The organism is Sphingobacterium athyrii (assembly GCF_003071065.1).
In the GTDB taxonomy this organism is placed as follows: domain Bacteria; phylum Bacteroidota; class Bacteroidia; order Sphingobacteriales; family Sphingobacteriaceae; genus Sphingobacterium; species Sphingobacterium athyrii.
In genome coordinates this window covers 90,258-108,044 of record NZ_QCXX01000006.1, presented here as the reverse complement: position 1 = coordinate 108,044, position 17,787 = coordinate 90,258, and the positions used below count along the sequence as shown (strand labels likewise).

Sequence of the window (17,787 nt, the reverse complement as noted above, 5' to 3'; positions counted from 1 at the left end):
ACTATTATGAAAAAGAACATATTCAGATTAATCGTGATCGGTGCAGCATCATCTCTCTTGTTGACCCAGTCCTGTAACGATAAATTTTTACAATTAAGTCCTGAGACCGACCTATCGAAGGACAACTCCTTATATACTGAAACCGAATTGAAACTCTACCTGAATAACCTCTATAGCCGGTATATTCTAGGGCATGGTACGGTCTGGGCAGATGCCAAAGTCAATCCCAATGTGGTTGGCGGCAGCCATCTGCTGGCCAGCGATTTTATGACCGACAATATGGTCCGTTATGGCAATATCAGCAGTATCCTGGATAACACATTTATTCCGCCAAATGGAGGCGCTTCGGTCGACTGGACATGGGAAAATCTGCGCTCGGTCAATTATTTCATCCAAAACTACACAAATGCATTGCCTGCTGTGAATAACGATATTACCCGACTGAACAAATATATCGGGGAGGCGTATTTCTTTAAATCTATGGATTACTATCGCAAACTAATGTTGTTTGGTGATGTACCCTGGCTTTCAAGCGATTTCAATATCGACAGTAAGGAATTGTTCAACCCTAGGGATAGGCGCACCGTGGTCGCCGATTCCTTAATGAAGACGATCGATATGGCCATTGCCGGACTGGAAGGCGTCACCGGCCGTCCCGATGGGCGCATCAATCAGGATATGGCACTATTTTTAAAAGCACGGATAGGCCTGTTCGAAGGTTCCTTTCGAACCTATCACAACGAGCTATCCTTGCAAAGTACAGCAAAATCTTTCCTAGAAGCTTCTGTAGATGCCTGTGAAAAAATCATAGCCACTGGTCGCTATCAGCTCTATGCCACAGGCGACAGCCCTTATTGGAAATTATTTACGTTTAAAAAAGACCCAAATTCTGACGGTAATAAAGAGGCTATTTTAGCCAGGGTATACAATGGTACTGTGGTGGGCCATGCCACTCAACGGTATTGGGATCAGAACAACAGTGTCTCAGGCGGGCGACCAGCGGGAGGTGCAACACGTGGGCTTATTGACGAATACCTCTGTATTGACGGGAAACCGATCTATACCTCGGGCGCGGCTGGCAACTATACCGCCAACCCCCTATTCAAAGGATATGATGGCCTATGGTCCGAACTTGAAAACCGCGATCCGCGCCTGAAGCAAACCATTAATTATCCGGGTGAAAATCGTTCCCTGTTTAACAGAACGGATGGAACCACCAGTCTCGAAAAAAATGGTATCACATACCCTAGGCTATCCTACAATGTCAGTGGAGGCAGCACCATAACCGGTTACCTTCCCATTAAACACTGGATGGGTGACCGTACCGAAAATGAAGCGACGACAAACGGACAACAAACGGCTATTGAGTTCCGCTATGGAGAGGTATTGCTGATGTTGGCAGAAGCTAAAGCTATCCTAGGCACTTTGACTCAGAATGACCTCGATCGGACGATCAATCTGTTGCGCCAACGTGCAGGATTTGATTTTGCAAAATACCCCAGCAGCAAGCTCGAGCTTGGCAACCCGCCGGCAGACCCAAGGCTCGATGAGATCTACGCTACCAAACTGGATTACACCGTTAGCCCTATCATCCGTGAAATCAGGCGTGAACGTCGTGTAGAAATGGTCTTAGAAGACCGCCGTTATGAGGATTTGATGCGCTGGAAAGCCGGCAATCTGATGACCGTTCCCCTGCGCGGCATGAAATTTACAGCCGAAAAAGGAAAATTATACGATGGTTCGCATACCGCCAAACCTATTATCGCCCTCAAAGAAGAAGTCAATAAAGACATCTTTTTGGATAATAATGGATTTATTATCGCATATCCGAGGAGTGCCACCATCACAAACGGCGTCGCCTTATGGGCAGACTACCGCTACTATTGGCCATTACCTTTATATGACCTCACGTTGGACGGTAGCCAGCTGGTTCAGAACCCCGGATGGTTGGGTGCAAAATAATGAGGATAAAAAAGAAATAATATCATGAAAATTAGATCAAATATATACCTGTTGCTAAGCTGCCTGTGCGGAAGTTTAGTTTTTCATTCCTGCAAAAAAGATCTTGGTCCGATCAAAGAGAATTTAACTGTTCGGGAGGCCGTAAATTCGGGGGGCTTTATGCAGATCCCTGTTAAAATCGGTACACCGCTCCAGATCAATCTGGCAGTCAATCCCGGAAACCGTACTGTAACAGACGCGACCTATAGCAACAAACATCCCGAAATTGCCACGTATAGCAATACCGGGCTGGTTACTGGCTTAGCCGTCGGCAAGGACACTGTCACCATACGATCTGGCGAACTCAATGTATGGTATATTGTCAATGTAACCAACTAAAGGCCAACGATCGACAAGCTCAAAAAATAATGGTAAGAGATGACCATGTGTTAATTAGTGTTTAGTTTAGACTATCAGGCAAAACCGCCTGGTAGTCTTCTTTCATATACAAGGGATAGTACAGATAAAACTTTCAATTGGCCACCAATAGTAAATAAAAGCAATTCCAAAACATGAAAAGAATAACTATAAAAAATATTGCCAAGGCTTTAGGCTACTCTGTAGGTACCGTATCCAAAGCACTCTCAAATAGTCACGAAATCAGCTCATTAACTAAAGTTAAAATTCAAAATTTTGCTCATGAGAACGGCTATCAATCCAATCAATATGCCAAACTATTGCGTAAGGGGCGAACAAATATTATCGGTATGATTGTTCCTTCGATCGGCAATCCATTTTTCTCGCAGATTCTCGAAGGTATTGAAAGAGAGATGTCAGAAACGGCTTATAACCTCATTATTATGCAGAGCGTAGACGACCCCCAGCTTGAATTGAAACATTTAGAAATGTTATCCAAAAAGGGTGCGGATGCTATCGTCATTGCAGCAACAGGAAATAGTATCTCATTAAAATATCTCCGAAAATTAAAAAATGAGGGCACCCCTATTGTCCTTATCGACCGGACCAATTACGATATAAATACGTATAAGATTGGAATAGATAATTTCAAAGTCGTTTACGAAGGTATTTCTCAGTTAATCAATCGCGGTAAAAGAAAAATTCTATTTATTTCCAATCTATCGCCAGGAACATCATCGGAGCGTCGGCGTGGTTATATCCAATGTCTACGGGATTTTGACATAGCTTATAATTCGAATTACGTACTATCGATAGAAACGAATAGAAGAAGAATAGATGTGCTGGACCAGCTAAAAAATCACCTCACACATTTTGTTAATTCAAGTACCCCGCCCCAAGCAATTTTTACCGCATCAGATCAACTTACCTATTTAACCTTAGAGGCTCTACATACAATCGGAATCTCCGTACCGGATCGTTTAGCCCTTATCGGTTTTGCTAATTTCCAATACACCAATATTTTTCAGCCGTCATTGTCAAGCATTGTACAGCCTTCGCGTGAAATTGGATCTCAGGCTTTCGCTATTCTCCATAAAATTTTGGACAGTTCGGACAACGAGATTGCAACACAGTACCAAAACATTGAATTACAAGCGTCTATCCTCACACGCAAATCCTCTGAATAAAGTATATCAATTGAAACGTTTTCGTAAGTTACGCAAACGTTTGACTTAAACGGAAATCACTATAAATTAAAATATATTCTCTACTATAGATATGTGTTTTGGTTGCCCCCTAAGTAACCAATACCCATTAACAATTATAGATTATTTATTTCAAAAATTATGAAAAAACCAACAAAAAGATGGATGCAAATCATTCAACGAATTGCATTGTCCGCCACAGTCCTATCACTTTTTTTCGCTTGTTCAAAGCCATTGTCAGAGCAAGGTACCACAGAAATCCGAAGGTCAAAGGCCTCCTCGAATGGCGTCATAGACACATCACTATCCAACCTTACATTTGTCACGAATCCGGTCAATCTCAATATCATTATGTTTGTCCCCACAGACAATCCAGCCTTACCCGGCTACAAAACCCGGCTATCTCAGCTGTTTGTCCATTTTCAGGACTGGTTACATAATGAAATGGGGCGCTATGGCTACAGCAATTATCTGGGTCTGGCAAAAGATTCCACCGGTCTGGTTAACATTATTGAAATTCCGGCGGCGGGAGCACAAGCGGACTATCCCTATAGCTCAGCTATATCAGCCGGTAAAATTATAAATGAGATCAATGCCTACAAAACCAGCCATCCGGGCCAATTTTCATCCAACAATCACTACCTGGTACTTTTGCCGGCGAGAACAGACGGCGATGGCAGCCAGCCATTCTATGGCTATGGAAAATACTGCTTTGCAGTGGACAATTCCTCCATGTCCGTCAATGGAATTCCGAATCCGAGCTCAAACTATCTCGGCGGTATGCTCCATGAATTGGGACATGGATTAAACCTGCCCCATAACCGTGCTAAATATGTCAGTGAAGAACCTACCTTGGGCACATCACTGATGGGAAGCGGCAATGTGAGCTTTAGCAAGGGACTGCCTACTTTCCTAACGGGCTCTGATGCAGCAATTCTCAGCAGAAATGAAGTTTTTCAATCAACAGTAGCAACAGCCAGTCCTTATCAGGCGCCCAGTTATACCGTACAACCTCAATTTGCCATTGACAACAGTCAGCAAAAAATCTTTATTACAGGAAATTATACTTCTAATTTGCCTGTGAGCGAGATATTGGTTTATATGGATCCCAACGTGAACAACGAAGGTACCGGGGCCAACAAAGATTACAATGCAGTCACATGGAAATTTGCGCCGCTTTCTTCGGGTAGCATCCAAGGAACCATAGACCTCAATGAACTTTATTACAAAGGCAATACACCTTACGAACTTAAAGTAAAATTATTACTGCAAAATGGATACACTACGTCCAATGTTTACGATTTCAACTATGTCAACGGACTCCTGACGACCAATCAAGATTCGGTGTACACCTATTCCAATGCCTCCTATGCCGGTGTGAAAGGAAGCTTTGGTAAAGGGCAGTATACCACCTCGGATTTATTGGCGAAAGGCGTGACAGACAATAGCATCTCTTCCATTAAAGTTGGAGCCAATGTTAAAGTCACCTTATACAACGGAAATAATTTTACCGGCGATAGCCTCGTCGTTACATCTACGTCTTCCTATCTCTCTACGTTCAACGATAAAGTTTCATCCATGAAAGTACAAAACCGTTAGAAAGAGCAAAGCGCTGAGATGAAGAAATTACTTTTTAGAAAAACAAAAACAATCCTGCTTCTGCTATTTGCTTTGGCAGGATTGAACCTGTTTGGCCAGCCCGCTCCCTGGTTTACCAAGGACAAATTTGGTCTATTTCTGCATTGGGGTCTGTATTCGCAGACGGCAGGCGACTGGAACGGACACCCGACCAAGGGCGGTGAACATTTTATGCTCTATGAACGGATCCCGGTCAAGACCTATGCGAAGATCGCCGATCAGTTTAACCCGACCGCTTTCGATGCCGACCGCTGGGTGCAGATGGCCCATGATGCCGGGATGAAGTACATTGTAATTACCGCCAAGCATCACGATGGTTTTTCGATGTACAATTCGGCTGTCAGTGACTATAATATTGTCAGGAGAACCCCCTGGGCCAAAGACCCCATGCTCGCGCTCGCCGCGGCATGTAAGAAGTACGGGTTAAAGCTCTGCTTCTATTATTCCCTGGGCCGCGATTGGGCAGATCCCGATGTACCGACCAACTGGCCGACCAAAGCCGGCCGCAGCAATACCTGGGACTATCCCGATGAAGACGCCAAAGACCTGAACAAGTATGTTGAAAACAAGGTCAAACCGCAGCTTCGTGAACTGCTGACCCAGTATGGCCCCATCGGTATTATCTGGTTTGATACACCGGAACTGATTACCAAAAAACAGAGTCAGGAGATTCGCGACCTGATCCACTCCATTCAACCCCAGTGCATTATCAATAGCCGGATCGGGAATGGTCTGGGCGACTATGCCGTGGTCGAGCAAACCTTGGTTTCAACGGCACGAAAAGATTGGGAGGCCTGCATTACGATGAGTGAAAATTGGGGCTACAACCGGCATGATCAAAACTGGAAAAGCCCCGAACTGCTCGTCCGCAACCTGATTGAAGTAGTCAGCAAAGGCGGTAACCTCCTGCTCAATGTAGGCCCCAAAGGCGATGGTACCTGGCCCGTCGAAAGTCAGGAAAACCTACAGGCGATAGGCGCCTGGATGAAGGTCAACGGCGAAGCCCTATACGGCACAACCGTTTGGAACGGCAATAAGGAAGTCGCAGCAGCGCAAGCGGCAAAAAAAGAATCCGAAAAAGATAAAGCCAGCATGAAGGACGCTGTCAATGATGCAACCCCGAAAGAAATTGTATCAGACTATCGTTTTACCCAGAAGGGTGATGTTGTCTACCTCTTTGTACGAAGTCCGGCATCAAAAGCGATTGCCATTCCAGAGCTTGCTAAAGACAAACTTGTGATCAGCTCGATCAGTCTGCTTGGCAGCCCGTCAAAGGTGAAATGGACGCAGGGCCAAGATACGCTAGCACTTGTGTTACCAACTGTCAAAGACCCGAGTATACCGATTTATGTGTATAAGATTGAACCAAAATAAAGCGTATAAAATTTTACCCCTTACACAAGCAGATTCCCGGCATATCCATGCCGGGAATCTGTTATCTACAGGAGCTCCTGACTGAAATCGGCTATGATGGTATCGCTGTTTCTTTGAACTATAAGGAAGCATATGTCGCCGAACTAGGCTGTTCATACAGAAATTGTAAATTACAAACATTTAAAATCTCCCGAAACCTATCCTGAGGCATTATTCTTTCGAAGAAGACTGTACTACCTTTGGTTTAACGCCGAAATGCTTCTTGAAGCTCGCTGAGAAATGCGCAGGATTGTTATAACCTAAAAAGCGTGAAATTTCATTTATTGGCCGATCGCCCTGCGTAAGTAGCGTCTTAGCTTTTTGCATTCTAACTTTGGTAACATAGCCATAAATGGTCGTTCCATAGCATTGTTTGAAATATTTCTTTAAATAGTTTTCATTCGTTCCCAATTCGGACGACAATTGCGATAAAGATGGCGGATCTGTTAACCTGCTCTCCACTATATTTTTTGCTTCGGCCATAAGTTTTTTCATTTCCGGGCTCAGGCTATTACCGGCCCTGGTAACCATATTGCCAAACTTGTGCTGGTCGAATGTCCTTGCCAACAGCTCCAGGAGCTTGCCAAAACAAAACAAGGGATTCCATTCTTTATCAAGCTCCGGATTAAGCAATTCCGCTATAATTTTCTTTTGCTGATCACTGATCAATATGGAATCTTCAAACAGTGTACCCGTTCGTGACTTTTCCAGAAGTCTGCGTAACTTACCCCGAAATGAACTGTCTACGGGCAAATAGGTCTCAAACAAGGAGATTGGCATATTGATTTCAAAAAAACTTTCTGCCGGGCGGCGATGCCATAACCCTAAAATCTGAGGTGCTGCAAACAGGTAACTTTGGACATGCCCGGGTGAACAACTCCCCAACAGATCACCGTCCACGTAGTACTGCCGGTCGCTATTTAAGGCGAAAAAAACATGAATGTAAGGAACCGCATTGTCAATACAGATATAACCATCACTGGGAGATGTTAGCTCTGAATGCATCATATGAATCCCCTGAGGCATGATGATCTCGGAGATCTCCATTTGCGAAGAATATTGCTCCAAGGTGTTTTGCCGAAACTGAAAAGGCTCATTCATAAATGTTCGGATATCAAACGAATAGCGGGGCGGCGCATAGGCCATCTCACGCGCTACCTGCTCATCCAAAGACCATGATTCCTGCAGATAAGAATTATTGGATAAGACTTTTTCTAAACTATCTGTGTACATGCCGACCTATGAAATTCCCGAATTGCATATTTTTTCTCCCCCAAATATAAGTTTAATCATCGAATTTTGTCTCCTTATTAAGATTAAATTTAAATAATATGCGAAAAATACCTATGCTTGTCGCAACAATATGGAGTCTACTACTAACTCAAACACATGCGCAGGAAAAACAGCTATTCCATGGGACAGTCTTGAATGAATACAACTCACCGCTAGCCGGAGCTACGATCACCGTACTTAAAACCAACCAGCATACCGCAACAGACCATCTTGGCCAGTTTATATTGTCTACATTGGCCAAAGGCACTTATGATATCCGGATCAATGCAATCGGTTACAAAACAATCAAGCAGAAAATATCGATCGATCCGGCACATCCAATTACCTTAGCATTTCCCATGTTTCGTGCAGAAGAATCTTTACAGACCGTGGAAATCTATGGGCGCAAAGAAAAGTCTTATCGCAACACACAGTCCTTTATCGGCAGCAAGACCGAAACAAAATTACGCGATTTGCCGCAGTCTGTTTCTTATGCGACCAAAGAGCTTATTGCCGACCAAGGACTGATGCGTGTAGGTGAAATTGTTAAAAATTTCAGTGGTGTCAATCAGTTTACCTTTTACGACGATATTACGATCCGTGGTTTTCGGATCAACGGGGGATCCAATACCCAGCTGGTCAATGGCATGCGTACCACAACAGGATTCTGGAAACAACCGCTGGCCAATTATCTGGAACGGGTAGAGGTATTGAAAGGCCCATCGTCGGCCCTCTTCGGAAATGCAAGTCCCGGGGGTGTCGTTAATCGTGTCACAAAAAAACCGCTCGATGAGGCACGAAAATCGCTGCAATTTTCTGTAGGAAGCTTCAACAACCTCCGGGCCCTTGCCGACTTTACCGGGCCTATGACGACAGACAAAACGCTCCTGTACCGCCTCAACATTGGCTATGAAAATGCACAAAATTTTAGGGATCTTCAGTTCGATAAAAACTTGGTCTTAGCACCGTCATTCTCCTTTATTCCTTCAGAAAATACGCGTATCAATTTTGATATGGTCTATAATGATTCGAAGTCAAGACTCGACCGCGGACAATCTGTCTTTGCCAACGGCGATCTCTATTCGACCCCTATCAGCCAATCCATGAGCACGGCCAATGATTTTCTGAATGAACAAACCTATATGGTGACCGCTTCGTTGAATCACCGTTTCAATGAAAAGCTGAGTTTCAATGCATCTTATATGAAAACAGGCTACGCAGAGGATCTATCCGAACACCGATCAGCCAATGCCTATGCTGTAGACGGGAAAGGAAATAATATTGAAAATATGGTGGCAAGACAGGTTTTCATCCGAAACAGAAAACGGTTTGTCGATAATATCACTGCTTTCTTCAATTACAACCTAAACACGGGTGTGCTAGCACATAAACTCATTGCCGGCTATGACTATGCGCAGGAAGTCTTGCCAGTAGGCGGCTCGCAGCTAACAGCAAGTGGCTACAGAAATAAAGATAATACAGGAACCATTGCACGATTTGATCCAAAAAAAATCGGAGATTATCTGCTCGATAAAAATGGCAACCCAGTACCCAATGTTTCCAGTTTTGACCTCAGCAATCCATTAAAAAGCCAACAGTTGCAGGACGGAAGTAAATATTTCTATGCATCTACATTGGTCGCACCGACTTATTATCATCTGAATGCATTGTATGTGCAGGATCAGCTCACTCTGGGCCCGCTTCAATTATTGCTGGGGTTACGGTATGAGAACTATAAGGATATCGCCAATTATAAAACCGATCAGGCCGAGAATGTACACCAAGATGTCCTACTGCCACGCTTCGGTGCAGTGTATACCATTAATCCCCAGATTAACCTATACGGAACCTATGTCAAAGGCTATAACCCACAGACAGCTTCGGCACTGGCAAATCCAAACGCGGGCGGGCCATTTGATCCGCTCGAAAATGACATGACCGAGTTTGGATTAAAAACGGCCTGGTTGGATGGAAAACTGCAGGCGAGTACAGCAATCTATCAGATCAATCAAAAGAATACCCTTTACCCAGCGCCTACTGATGATAATGCCGACTTAATGGAGCAGATCGGAAAGGAAAGGTCCAAAGGCATAGAGTTTGACATTCAGGGCCAGATTCTACCCTATTGGAGCGTGATCGCTTCCTATGCTTACAATGACGCCAAGATTACCGAAGGTGGCAATAAGGAAGAATTGAATAAACAAAAACCCAATGCGCCTCAAAATACGGCAAATATCTGGACCAGATTCTCCATTCCTTCCGGAAAAGCAAAAGGTTTGGGAATAGGTGTCGGTGCGAATTATGTAGATAAGAGAAACCTTTCCATTAAGCAGTACCAGACAGTACCATCGTACAGTTTACTGAATGCCGCTTTATACTATACCATTGGGAAAGTGCAACTGCAGGCCAACTTTAATAATATCACCAACAAAACACATTGGGTAGGTGGTTATGACTATATCCGTCTATTCCCGGGTGCACCACGCAATTTCCTATTTACCCTAGGCTATACCTTTTAAGTATGACTTTCAAAAAGATAATGTTGTTTTTACACCGCTGGATCGGATTATTATCCGGTCTGGTGGTTTTTATCGTGAGCATTACAGGCGCTATTTATGTCTTTGAGAAGGAACTGTTTGCGCTATTTCATCCCAGCTATGTGACGGTAACGGCACAGAAAGGCGAAAAAATCCTTCCTCTTTCAATCATGAAGGCAAATGCACAGCATGTCACCGATCATCCCATTAACATTATCCGCGTTCCCGCTACCACCGATCAGCAACAAGTTTATATTTTTGAATCCCTAAAGCGCCGTCCCAAAAAAGATATCGTCGGTGTATTTATCAATAAAGAAATTATCTATTGGGACCGTATTTTCGTAGATCCCTACAGTGGAAAGGTCTTAGGTAAAATAGATGTCGAGACTAATTTCTTCTGGATTGTAAGGCAGATCCATCAATTTTTATATCTCAGGCGCGACGTCGGAAGCACCATCGTGGGCAGCAGCGTTCTGCTGTTTATCATCACGCTACTTTCGGGTCTTTTCCTTTGGTGGCCAAAAAACCGTAAGGTCGCTGTTAAACGGCTCAAGATCAATTTCAACGCTAAATGGAAACGTCTCAACTATGATCTTCACCAAGTACTAGGCTTTTATGCTTTCTTCGTTGCTATGGCCATTGCGGCAACTGGTTTAGTCTGGTCCTTCAAGTGGTGGGAGACGAGCATATACTGGCTTATGGATGGTAAGCGACCCAATACGCAGATCGAAGAGCCAACAGCACCAAACAATACGATGCGTGAGGCCAGTATCGTTTCGTTAGACCTGATATGGTCCGATGTTGTAAATAAGCACACGGTACATCAGGGCATTTTTATCAATTTGCTTCATGAGGTTTCCCAAGCGAATGTAACCATCTATCATACAGGAAACACCCTATGGTCGGCCTCGGATACCTATGCCTATGATCTCCGTAATGGAAAGCCCTATTTTAAGAGGCTACAAAATGATAAAACATTAGGCATGAAATGGAGAAATTCCAATTACGACATTCATGTCGGAAAAATAGCAGGGAGGACAGGTATGTGGATCGCATTTATAGCAAGCTTAATCTGTGCCTCCCTACCGGTTACAGGCTTCTGCATCTGGTATGGCCGAAAATTTAAGAAGAAAAAAATGCGTTCGTAGCCACTTCAATCAAATCCGGCTGCAACCAGCACCCATTATTGTCCCTCAATCCTCATAATAGGCATCCATCAGATTTTTCCTTTCCATAGTTGCAACGTCGATATATTCAAACTTTTTATACTGACAGAATGATCCCATATCTTTATCTCCATTGATAAAGATACCACCTACCAGAATCACATATTTGCACGGGTATCGGGTTTCTTTTACCAACACTTCAATGCGTTCGTCTATCGCTTCATACATGACTTCTGTCGCTTCAAAAATTTGGTTTTCCGCATTCAGTATCCTTTCTTTGCTGTGGAGAAAAATTTGCTCAATGGTATTTATCTGGAAATCCAGCGAAGTGATATTTCCTTCAATGATCTGTCCGGCTGCCAGTTTGGCAAGGGCCCCTTTTGCTGCCCCGCAGCAGGCAGAATTGGTCCGTTGTCCTATTCTGCTTATCTCTCCGATCTGCCCATCCCGGGTAATCCCGATGTGCGGCGCATAAAAAATGATCACAGCCCCATCTTCAGGGACATGGTGCGCAAATGCCCCCATCCCCGTAAGTCCGGCAAAAGGAAAACCGTCTAGTCCTCCCAGGTGAAATGGACCGAGCATTTCATAGGCTCTAGGAGGATATTGTATGGCATTGACGTCGTCGCAGCACATACTGTCCGCATGCATTAACTGCTTAGGTTTTAATTCCAGGTATTTTTCAATCGTGTCCAATAAACGATTGACCGTATCAATAGACGTTAAGGCCTTTGGATACCATTTTCTTACAGATTCTATACTCATAATTTTATTATTTTTTACATGACGATATTATTCACGGGCTGTATCGCGGGAGGAAGCTCCTTTTCGCCCAAGATTTCACGCAGGTCAATTTCAATGTTCCTGCTGATCTGTGTGATCGGGATATCGTTGGCATTACCCTCAAATGGATTTTCCGTACTCTCCCCGATTTGTTCCAGCACCAGAAACACCCAGCCCAAAAGAATGCTGAAAGGAACGGTAAGCCAGACGATATGATCGCCAAATTTTTCGATCATTTTAGAAAACTCCCCCAAAAACCCCAACGGAAGCAAAAAGCAGAGCGCATTTGTGAAATAGAGATTGATACTCGAAAACTGGCGTGGATAGGGAAAATTTTTGATTCTTTCGCATTTTCCCTGCTGATCATACAATTCCTTGAACTGATTTTCAAGTGCGGTATAATTATAAGCCGAAATTTGACCTGCTTCATTTAATTCCCTTAACTGCGCAGACTGTAAGGCAATGATCTGGGTCGCCCTATTTTTTGTGGAAAGCACATACTTAAGCTCATCATCGCTTAAAAAGTTTATGAGTTCCTCATCAAGCTTACCTTTCCATTCAGGAACTTCATAGTACCTGAGAAACTCTTTATTGTAGCCTTTTGTTTTTACATGTTCCCAGCTTTTTGTTTCCCTGAGCTGAAACCTCAATGCCGTGAGCCAGGCAAAATGGCGATAGATGATCTGCTGATGCACCGCCTGTTCCTGTACCTTATCGTCCATTCTTATGAAATCCCGCACCAAGATCCCCAAACTGCGGCTGTTGTTGATGATCGCACCATAGATCTGACGGGCTTCCCAGCTCCGGTTGTAAGTCTGCGTATTCTTGAATCCCGAAATGAATGCCGCTGCCGTCCCCAGCAATGCGACCGGAACCCAGGGGATAGCCAGCCATTTCCAGTCCATAAAATAAAAAAGTACGGTTGGAATAACACTCAAAATAAGCATTTTATAAATCTTCATCCTGGTCCAGGGAATGAAATGGTAAAGTTTGTAATGTGAGCCTATATTCATAAATAAGTTAATTTTTTGATGAAAATTTGCTGATCAGAATCCCTACCAGTACAACCGTGTAAAATTGACCGGCTATTCCCACAAATGCGGTGACCAATTTGGTCACATGGGTATTGGGCGTAATATCTCCAAATCCGATACTGGTGAAAGTAATCGAACAGAAGTAGACCAGATCCATAAATGTAAGTGCGGCGGAGGACTGATCAACTCCTTTAAAAGATGCGGGATCGCGGTACTGGAAAAATTGCAGTGCGAACACCGAGATTTCTATCAGTAACATATACCCGCATATGGCAGCCGAAATAATATCCGTATTGATATATCCGGGTTTTATCAGAAACCGGAGCACCTCCATAAAAAGAAAGCAAAAGAACACCACATAGTTGATATTCAAAAAGGTAAAATACCAGGGTAGCTCCTTAAAAAATGGGATGCCAACAGGTAATAACAAAATGATGATGAAATGCAGATTTCTGAACCAGTTTCCCCAGCTATGTTTTCCGGTGAACAACAAGATAGACCCTACTCCCAATACGAGCATGTTGACCGGCCATATGACACGGGTATAAAAATCCAGATCCGTAAGAAATATTCCTACAAATAAATGCTGCATCAGGACGAGCAGAAGAATTTCATATTTTCTTTTCTGCAACTTTTGAATGATCATCGGCGATTTTAATAAAAATTGAAAGCTGGTCATCATTAACCGAAGATACTCAGGTTATTGCCCAGCGGTTTTCAAGGGATATTGCAGGTAGATAATCACTAGGTTCAATAGTAAAAACGGCAGTTCGATCAGCACCCCTTTCAGATCTTTATCCAGCAGATGCAGACAAATGATCAGCAAAATTCCTGCTGCCATTAAAAAGTTTCCCCAGACAAAAGTCTTCGGGAACAAGATCATTAACGCGGCAATCATCGTAACCGCACCATTTATTGCCAGTGCTGTTTTGTTAAATCCCCATTTACTGAACATGTCCATCATGGCGGGTTTCCCCATCAGCATGGCATAGCCCTGTTTTATTCCCATAAATACAGCGATGAGGATCAATATCGAATTAATCAGTCTGATTATCATAATTTTAGGCTTAAAAGTAAAAATGGATAATGGGTTTTATTTAAAATTACCATTATCCATTATCTGATCAATTATTTCCGGTTAATCAACTATTATCTTGTGGTATAACCGCCGTTGGCAAAAATAGTTTGCCCGGTGATCCACCAACCGTCCGTTACCAAGAATTCTACCAAAGGCGCGATATCTTTAATATCTGTCAGTCCGCCCAGCGCAGAAGCTGATTTGTGATAGGCTACCGCGTCATCACTCTCCTGTCCGTAAAAGAAAGGCGTATCCATCGGCCCCGGAGCTACTGCCGTCACGGAGATGCCTCTGTTTCCGAATTCTTTCGAGGCCGCTCTTGTAAAATGCTCGACCGGTGCCTTAGCTCCAGCATATGTTGAATACAATCCAGTATAGGCAGCCAGCAAGGAAGTCACAATCGTACAGATTTTACCATGATCATTTACTTTTTTACCAGCTTCCTGCAGGAAGAAATAAGCCGATTTTGAATTGATTCCGAACATGGTATCATATTCTGCCTCTGTCGTTTCGACAAATGGCTTTTTCAAAACCATACCCACGGTGTTGATGGCAATATCAATTCCACCGAAAGTTTTTATGGCTTCATCAAAAAATTTGGTGATATTACCTACCTGGGTCAGGTCTCCCTGATATAAAAATGCTTCAGCACCCTGGGCTTTGACATCAGCCAATGTTTTTTCACTTTCTGCTTTTGAGCTTTCACTATTAAAATGAATAGCCAGCTTTGCTCCTTTTGCTGCAAAATCTCTGCTTAATAAGCCGCCAAGGTTTTTTCCACCTCCGGCAATCAGGACTACTTTCCCTTTTAAATCGTTGTGTGCCATAATTTAGTTTCTTGTATAATTAAATTTACAAAAACTGACGGAATATTCCGTCAGTTTTTGTAAAAAAAAATTATGCGCTTATTGAATCCCAGCACATTTGTAAAAATAGGGCTATTGTAGCGTCATCTATGTCCATCTTTTCATCCATCGCCCACAGCAGCCAACCGTTGATCGTGCTGAACGTAAACAGCCTTAAGCGTCTTGCCGTTAATGGCTTGAACAAATTCTGATCCAGGCCCAGCGCATACAATTCGTCAAATTTCAGAAAGTCCATCATGGCTATTTCATGGATTTCTTTTGTCAAGATCGGTGATGCTGCAAATTGATAAGAAAACTGGAATTCCAACGGATGCTCAAGAAAGTACCGAATGACCCTTTCCCAGAGAAAATTGAACTGATCATGTAGACTGCCCTGTTTCTTGTAATTTTTGAAAACATAGGCAGATTCGCTGGCCTTTTGCCGTATCCAAATCTGCTGTACGATCTCTTCCTTGCTATTAAAGTTTCGGTATACGGTACCGATACCCACGTTTGCTTCGGCTGCTATCTGGGCAATGGTAACTGCATGCAACCCTTGGGTTACGAAGAGTTTAAGGCCCGCCTTTAATATCTGCTCTCTTTTCAAAATAAAATAAATATAGTCTCAAATTTAACAAAATATATCTTGAATAAACTATAACAACATATATTATGACACATATGCCCGAACTGGGGCAGGCCCACTGCCGCTCTGTAAACTGAAAAATATCCGGGTATAGTATATACCTCAAGGTAAAAATATTATCTTTAAGACTGAAAGTGAATTAAACGATTAAACAAGAAAATGATAGACAACAAAGACATTATCTCCATGGCGGAAGTTCAGATCAGAAGCTTTGTCGAATCCAAAAGGCCACAAGATATTGAGGTGAGAAAGAAATTGGATTTTGGATACAGCTGGGATGGGCAGACTGCCTTATTATTTGAGATTCGCCCGCAATGGAATAATCCAGCTCACATACTACATATCGAATTTGCGAAAATAAAGTATATCAAATCTAGCAAGCAATGGAAGCTATATTGGCGGCGGGCCAGCGGTAAATGGGAAGCTTACGAACCAATACCTTCAAGCGACAACCTGCAGGAGCTAATAACTGAGATCAGTCATGATGGTTATGGCTGTTTTTTCGGATAAAAAACATAACAAAAAAGCAGTCTATATCGACGATATGGGCTGTTTTTTTTAAGAATTGTAAATAAAAGGCGTTTGAAACACTTTATTTCATTTCAAACCAGCGCCTAAAGTCAGCGGCATCCTGACGGCTGACAAATATATCCTCCTGCTGCTCAAAATTCGGTTTCAGTTCAACCCTTATTACGCCATTCTCTAAAGCATGATATCCTTTAATGATACTCCGATTGACGATGTAACGCCTGTACATCAAGTAGTATTGATTATGGTCGAGTATTTTCATCAATGTATCGAGGCTATAGTTGTGTGTATACTCCCTGCTACTCGTTAAAGTGAGGAGCTTTTTGTCGTCGGCTGAGCTTTTGATAAATGCAATGCCGCTAAGTGGGACATAGTTATCTTCATAGCCATATTTTACCCTAAGACAAGGTGCAAGCATGACCGTATCGGAAACATCTTCCATCCGCCCGTCTTCCAACTTCACTTGCAGCTCCTCATATTCAATGAGCAACTCCTTGAGTTCAGTCTTTTCTATTTCTGCCTCAACATATTGATCTTTCACGAACTTGGCAAACCGGATGACGTATACCAGCAAGAATAACAGGTTCAATATGAATATAAACAAAAATACAAACCTGAATTCGTTGCGAATATATGGACCTATAGCATCCATTCCCTTTGAGGTTAACGGTAAAAATACCAACAGCACAAAGACTGTTGTGAGCAGGGCAGGCAACAGTAAGCCATAGATAATCTGCCCGATCAGACGTGGCTTAAAATCTGTCAGCCAGGATAGCTTCTTGTCCATGAATCTATTAAATACATGCGCTGCATATAACACGCACAAAGTAATAAGTGAGGAAAGAAACCAATAGAGATAGAATCTTGGTTCTGAATACCGTTCATCAAAGACCAGAAATTTGCTGGGCGAGCAGAAGAAATTACCGATCAGAATAGCCAAAATTAATTGAAGTCTGATCGAAAAGTAGTTAACTTGAATCTCCGAATGGAATCTCTCAATTAGTTTCTTTGTTTGCATGAAGTTGTCAAAATGGTTAAGGCAGGTAAAATTAACTAATTCCCTAAATAAAAAATTGACAGAACTTCAAAAGAACAATGCAGGATTCGGTAAAAATTAACAGAATCATGCTTTTTTTTATTCCTTTTCTCCAATACAGCTAACCGTTCATCGTATAATTTCGTTTTCGTCCGTCAGCGCAAAACACCCCCTAAAAGGCCAATAAGCTATATTTATGCCTTATTTCAGCTACCGTTCATCCGCTTACCAACAGTTTACCTTGCCTT

16 protein-coding genes are annotated in these 17,787 nt (G+C 42.9%); 8 read left to right on the top strand and 8 right to left on the bottom strand.

The window, feature by feature from the left end; genetic code table 11:
• Positions 1-6 precede the first annotated feature (6 nt).
• From DCO56_RS20395 to DCO56_RS20375, 5 genes are all read left to right on the top strand, one after another.
• On the top strand, positions 7-1,962 hold the full coding sequence (locus DCO56_RS20395; protein ID WP_108635596.1) for a RagB/SusD family nutrient uptake outer membrane protein: 1,956 nt from the start codon (positions 7-9) through the stop codon (positions 1,960-1,962).
• 24 nt (positions 1,963-1,986) lie between these two features.
• A complete protein-coding gene (locus DCO56_RS20390; protein ID WP_108635595.1) occupies positions 1,987-2,340 on the top strand; it encodes an Ig-like domain-containing protein in 354 nt (117 codons plus the stop codon).
• A 173-nt stretch (positions 2,341-2,513) separates the two neighbouring features.
• Entirely contained in the window at positions 2,514-3,545 is a 1,032-nt protein-coding gene (locus tag DCO56_RS20385; protein WP_108635594.1) for a LacI family DNA-binding transcriptional regulator, read from the top strand.
• A gap of 159 nt (positions 3,546-3,704) precedes the next feature.
• Positions 3,705-5,162: a beta/gamma crystallin family protein gene (locus tag DCO56_RS20380; protein WP_108635593.1), complete on the top strand. Its 1,458-nt coding sequence runs from the start codon at positions 3,705-3,707 to the stop codon at positions 5,160-5,162.
• Between the two features lie 18 nt (positions 5,163-5,180).
• Positions 5,181-6,575: an alpha-L-fucosidase gene (locus DCO56_RS20375; protein WP_108635592.1), complete on the top strand. Its 1,395-nt coding sequence runs from the start codon at positions 5,181-5,183 to the stop codon at positions 6,573-6,575.
• Between the two features lie 210 nt (positions 6,576-6,785).
• Here DCO56_RS20375 and DCO56_RS20370 read toward each other — a convergent pair whose 3' ends face one another.
• A complete protein-coding gene (locus DCO56_RS20370; protein ID WP_108635591.1) occupies positions 6,786-7,847 on the bottom strand; it encodes a helix-turn-helix transcriptional regulator in 1,062 nt (353 codons plus the stop codon).
• Positions 7,848-7,945: 98 nt separating this feature from the next.
• Here DCO56_RS20370 and DCO56_RS20365 point away from each other — a divergent pair, with 98 nt between their 5' ends.
• Positions 7,946-10,405 (top strand): TonB-dependent receptor, encoded by a 2,460-nt coding sequence (locus tag DCO56_RS20365; RefSeq protein ID WP_108635590.1) that lies wholly within the window; start codon positions 7,946-7,948, stop codon positions 10,403-10,405.
• Positions 10,406-10,407: 2 nt separating this feature from the next.
• Entirely contained in the window at positions 10,408-11,571 is a 1,164-nt protein-coding gene (locus DCO56_RS20360) for a PepSY-associated TM helix domain-containing protein (protein WP_108635589.1), read from the top strand.
• A 45-nt stretch (positions 11,572-11,616) separates the two neighbouring features.
• On the opposite strand, the gene DCO56_RS20355 is transcribed toward DCO56_RS20360, so the two are convergent.
• From DCO56_RS20355 to DCO56_RS20330, 6 genes are all read right to left on the bottom strand, one after another.
• A complete protein-coding gene (locus DCO56_RS20355) occupies positions 11,617-12,354 on the bottom strand; it encodes a hypothetical protein (protein ID WP_108635588.1) in 738 nt (245 codons plus the stop codon).
• Between the two features lie 14 nt (positions 12,355-12,368).
• Positions 12,369-13,385: a bestrophin family protein gene (locus tag DCO56_RS20350; protein ID WP_108635587.1), complete on the bottom strand. Its 1,017-nt coding sequence runs from the start codon at positions 13,383-13,385 to the stop codon at positions 12,369-12,371.
• A gap of 7 nt (positions 13,386-13,392) precedes the next feature.
• On the bottom strand, positions 13,393-14,052 hold the full coding sequence (locus tag DCO56_RS20345) for a potassium channel family protein (protein ID WP_108635586.1): 660 nt from the start codon (positions 14,050-14,052) through the stop codon (positions 13,393-13,395).
• A 54-nt stretch (positions 14,053-14,106) separates the two neighbouring features.
• Positions 14,107-14,463, bottom strand: a complete 357-nt coding sequence (locus DCO56_RS20340; RefSeq protein ID WP_108635585.1) for a DoxX family protein — start codon at positions 14,461-14,463, stop codon at positions 14,107-14,109.
• Positions 14,464-14,555: 92 nt separating this feature from the next.
• Positions 14,556-15,311, bottom strand: coding sequence for an SDR family oxidoreductase (locus tag DCO56_RS20335; protein WP_108635584.1), 756 nt, complete (start codon positions 15,309-15,311; stop codon positions 14,556-14,558).
• Between the two features lie 70 nt (positions 15,312-15,381).
• On the bottom strand, positions 15,382-15,936 hold the full coding sequence (locus DCO56_RS20330; RefSeq protein WP_181390628.1) for a TetR/AcrR family transcriptional regulator: 555 nt from the start codon (positions 15,934-15,936) through the stop codon (positions 15,382-15,384).
• Positions 15,937-16,134: 198 nt separating this feature from the next.
• On the opposite strand from DCO56_RS20330, the gene DCO56_RS20325 reads away from it, so the two are divergent.
• Positions 16,135-16,485: a DUF3024 domain-containing protein gene (locus DCO56_RS20325; RefSeq protein WP_108635582.1), complete on the top strand. Its 351-nt coding sequence runs from the start codon at positions 16,135-16,137 to the stop codon at positions 16,483-16,485.
• Positions 16,486-16,567: 82 nt separating this feature from the next.
• Here DCO56_RS20325 and DCO56_RS20320 read toward each other — a convergent pair whose 3' ends face one another.
• Positions 16,568-17,521, bottom strand: coding sequence for a LytTR family transcriptional regulator DNA-binding domain-containing protein (locus DCO56_RS20320; protein WP_108635581.1), 954 nt, complete (start codon positions 17,519-17,521; stop codon positions 16,568-16,570).
• Positions 17,522-17,787 lie beyond the last annotated feature (266 nt).

What these genes read in the sequence shown, in the direction of transcription:
- DCO56_RS20395 (WP_108635596.1), top strand. Translation starts at nt 7, where the DNA reads ATGAAAAAGAACATATTCAGATTAATCGTGATCGGTGCAGCATCATCT.
- DCO56_RS20390 (WP_108635595.1), top strand. Translation starts at nt 1,987, where the DNA reads ATGAAAATTAGATCAAATATATACCTGTTGCTAAGCTGCCTGTGCGGA.
- DCO56_RS20385 (WP_108635594.1), top strand. Translation starts at nt 2,514, where the DNA reads ATGAAAAGAATAACTATAAAAAATATTGCCAAGGCTTTAGGCTACTCT.
- DCO56_RS20380 (WP_108635593.1), top strand. Translation starts at nt 3,705, where the DNA reads ATGAAAAAACCAACAAAAAGATGGATGCAAATCATTCAACGAATTGCA.
- DCO56_RS20375 (WP_108635592.1), top strand. Translation starts at nt 5,181, where the DNA reads ATGAAGAAATTACTTTTTAGAAAAACAAAAACAATCCTGCTTCTGCTA.
- DCO56_RS20370 (WP_108635591.1), bottom strand. Translation starts at nt 7,847, where the DNA reads ATGTACACAGATAGTTTAGAAAAAGTCTTATCCAATAATTCTTATCTG.
- DCO56_RS20365 (WP_108635590.1), top strand. Translation starts at nt 7,946, where the DNA reads ATGCGAAAAATACCTATGCTTGTCGCAACAATATGGAGTCTACTACTA.
- DCO56_RS20360 (WP_108635589.1), top strand. Translation starts at nt 10,408, where the DNA reads ATGACTTTCAAAAAGATAATGTTGTTTTTACACCGCTGGATCGGATTA.
- DCO56_RS20355 (WP_108635588.1), bottom strand. Translation starts at nt 12,354, where the DNA reads ATGAGTATAGAATCTGTAAGAAAATGGTATCCAAAGGCCTTAACGTCT.
- DCO56_RS20350 (WP_108635587.1), bottom strand. Translation starts at nt 13,385, where the DNA reads ATGAATATAGGCTCACATTACAAACTTTACCATTTCATTCCCTGGACC.
- DCO56_RS20345 (WP_108635586.1), bottom strand. Translation starts at nt 14,052, where the DNA reads ATGATCATTCAAAAGTTGCAGAAAAGAAAATATGAAATTCTTCTGCTC.
- DCO56_RS20340 (WP_108635585.1), bottom strand. Translation starts at nt 14,463, where the DNA reads ATGATAATCAGACTGATTAATTCGATATTGATCCTCATCGCTGTATTT.
- DCO56_RS20335 (WP_108635584.1), bottom strand. Translation starts at nt 15,311, where the DNA reads ATGGCACACAACGATTTAAAAGGGAAAGTAGTCCTGATTGCCGGAGGT.
- DCO56_RS20325 (WP_108635582.1), top strand. Translation starts at nt 16,135, where the DNA reads ATGATAGACAACAAAGACATTATCTCCATGGCGGAAGTTCAGATCAGA.
- DCO56_RS20320 (WP_108635581.1), bottom strand. Translation starts at nt 17,521, where the DNA reads ATGCAAACAAAGAAACTAATTGAGAGATTCCATTCGGAGATTCAAGTT.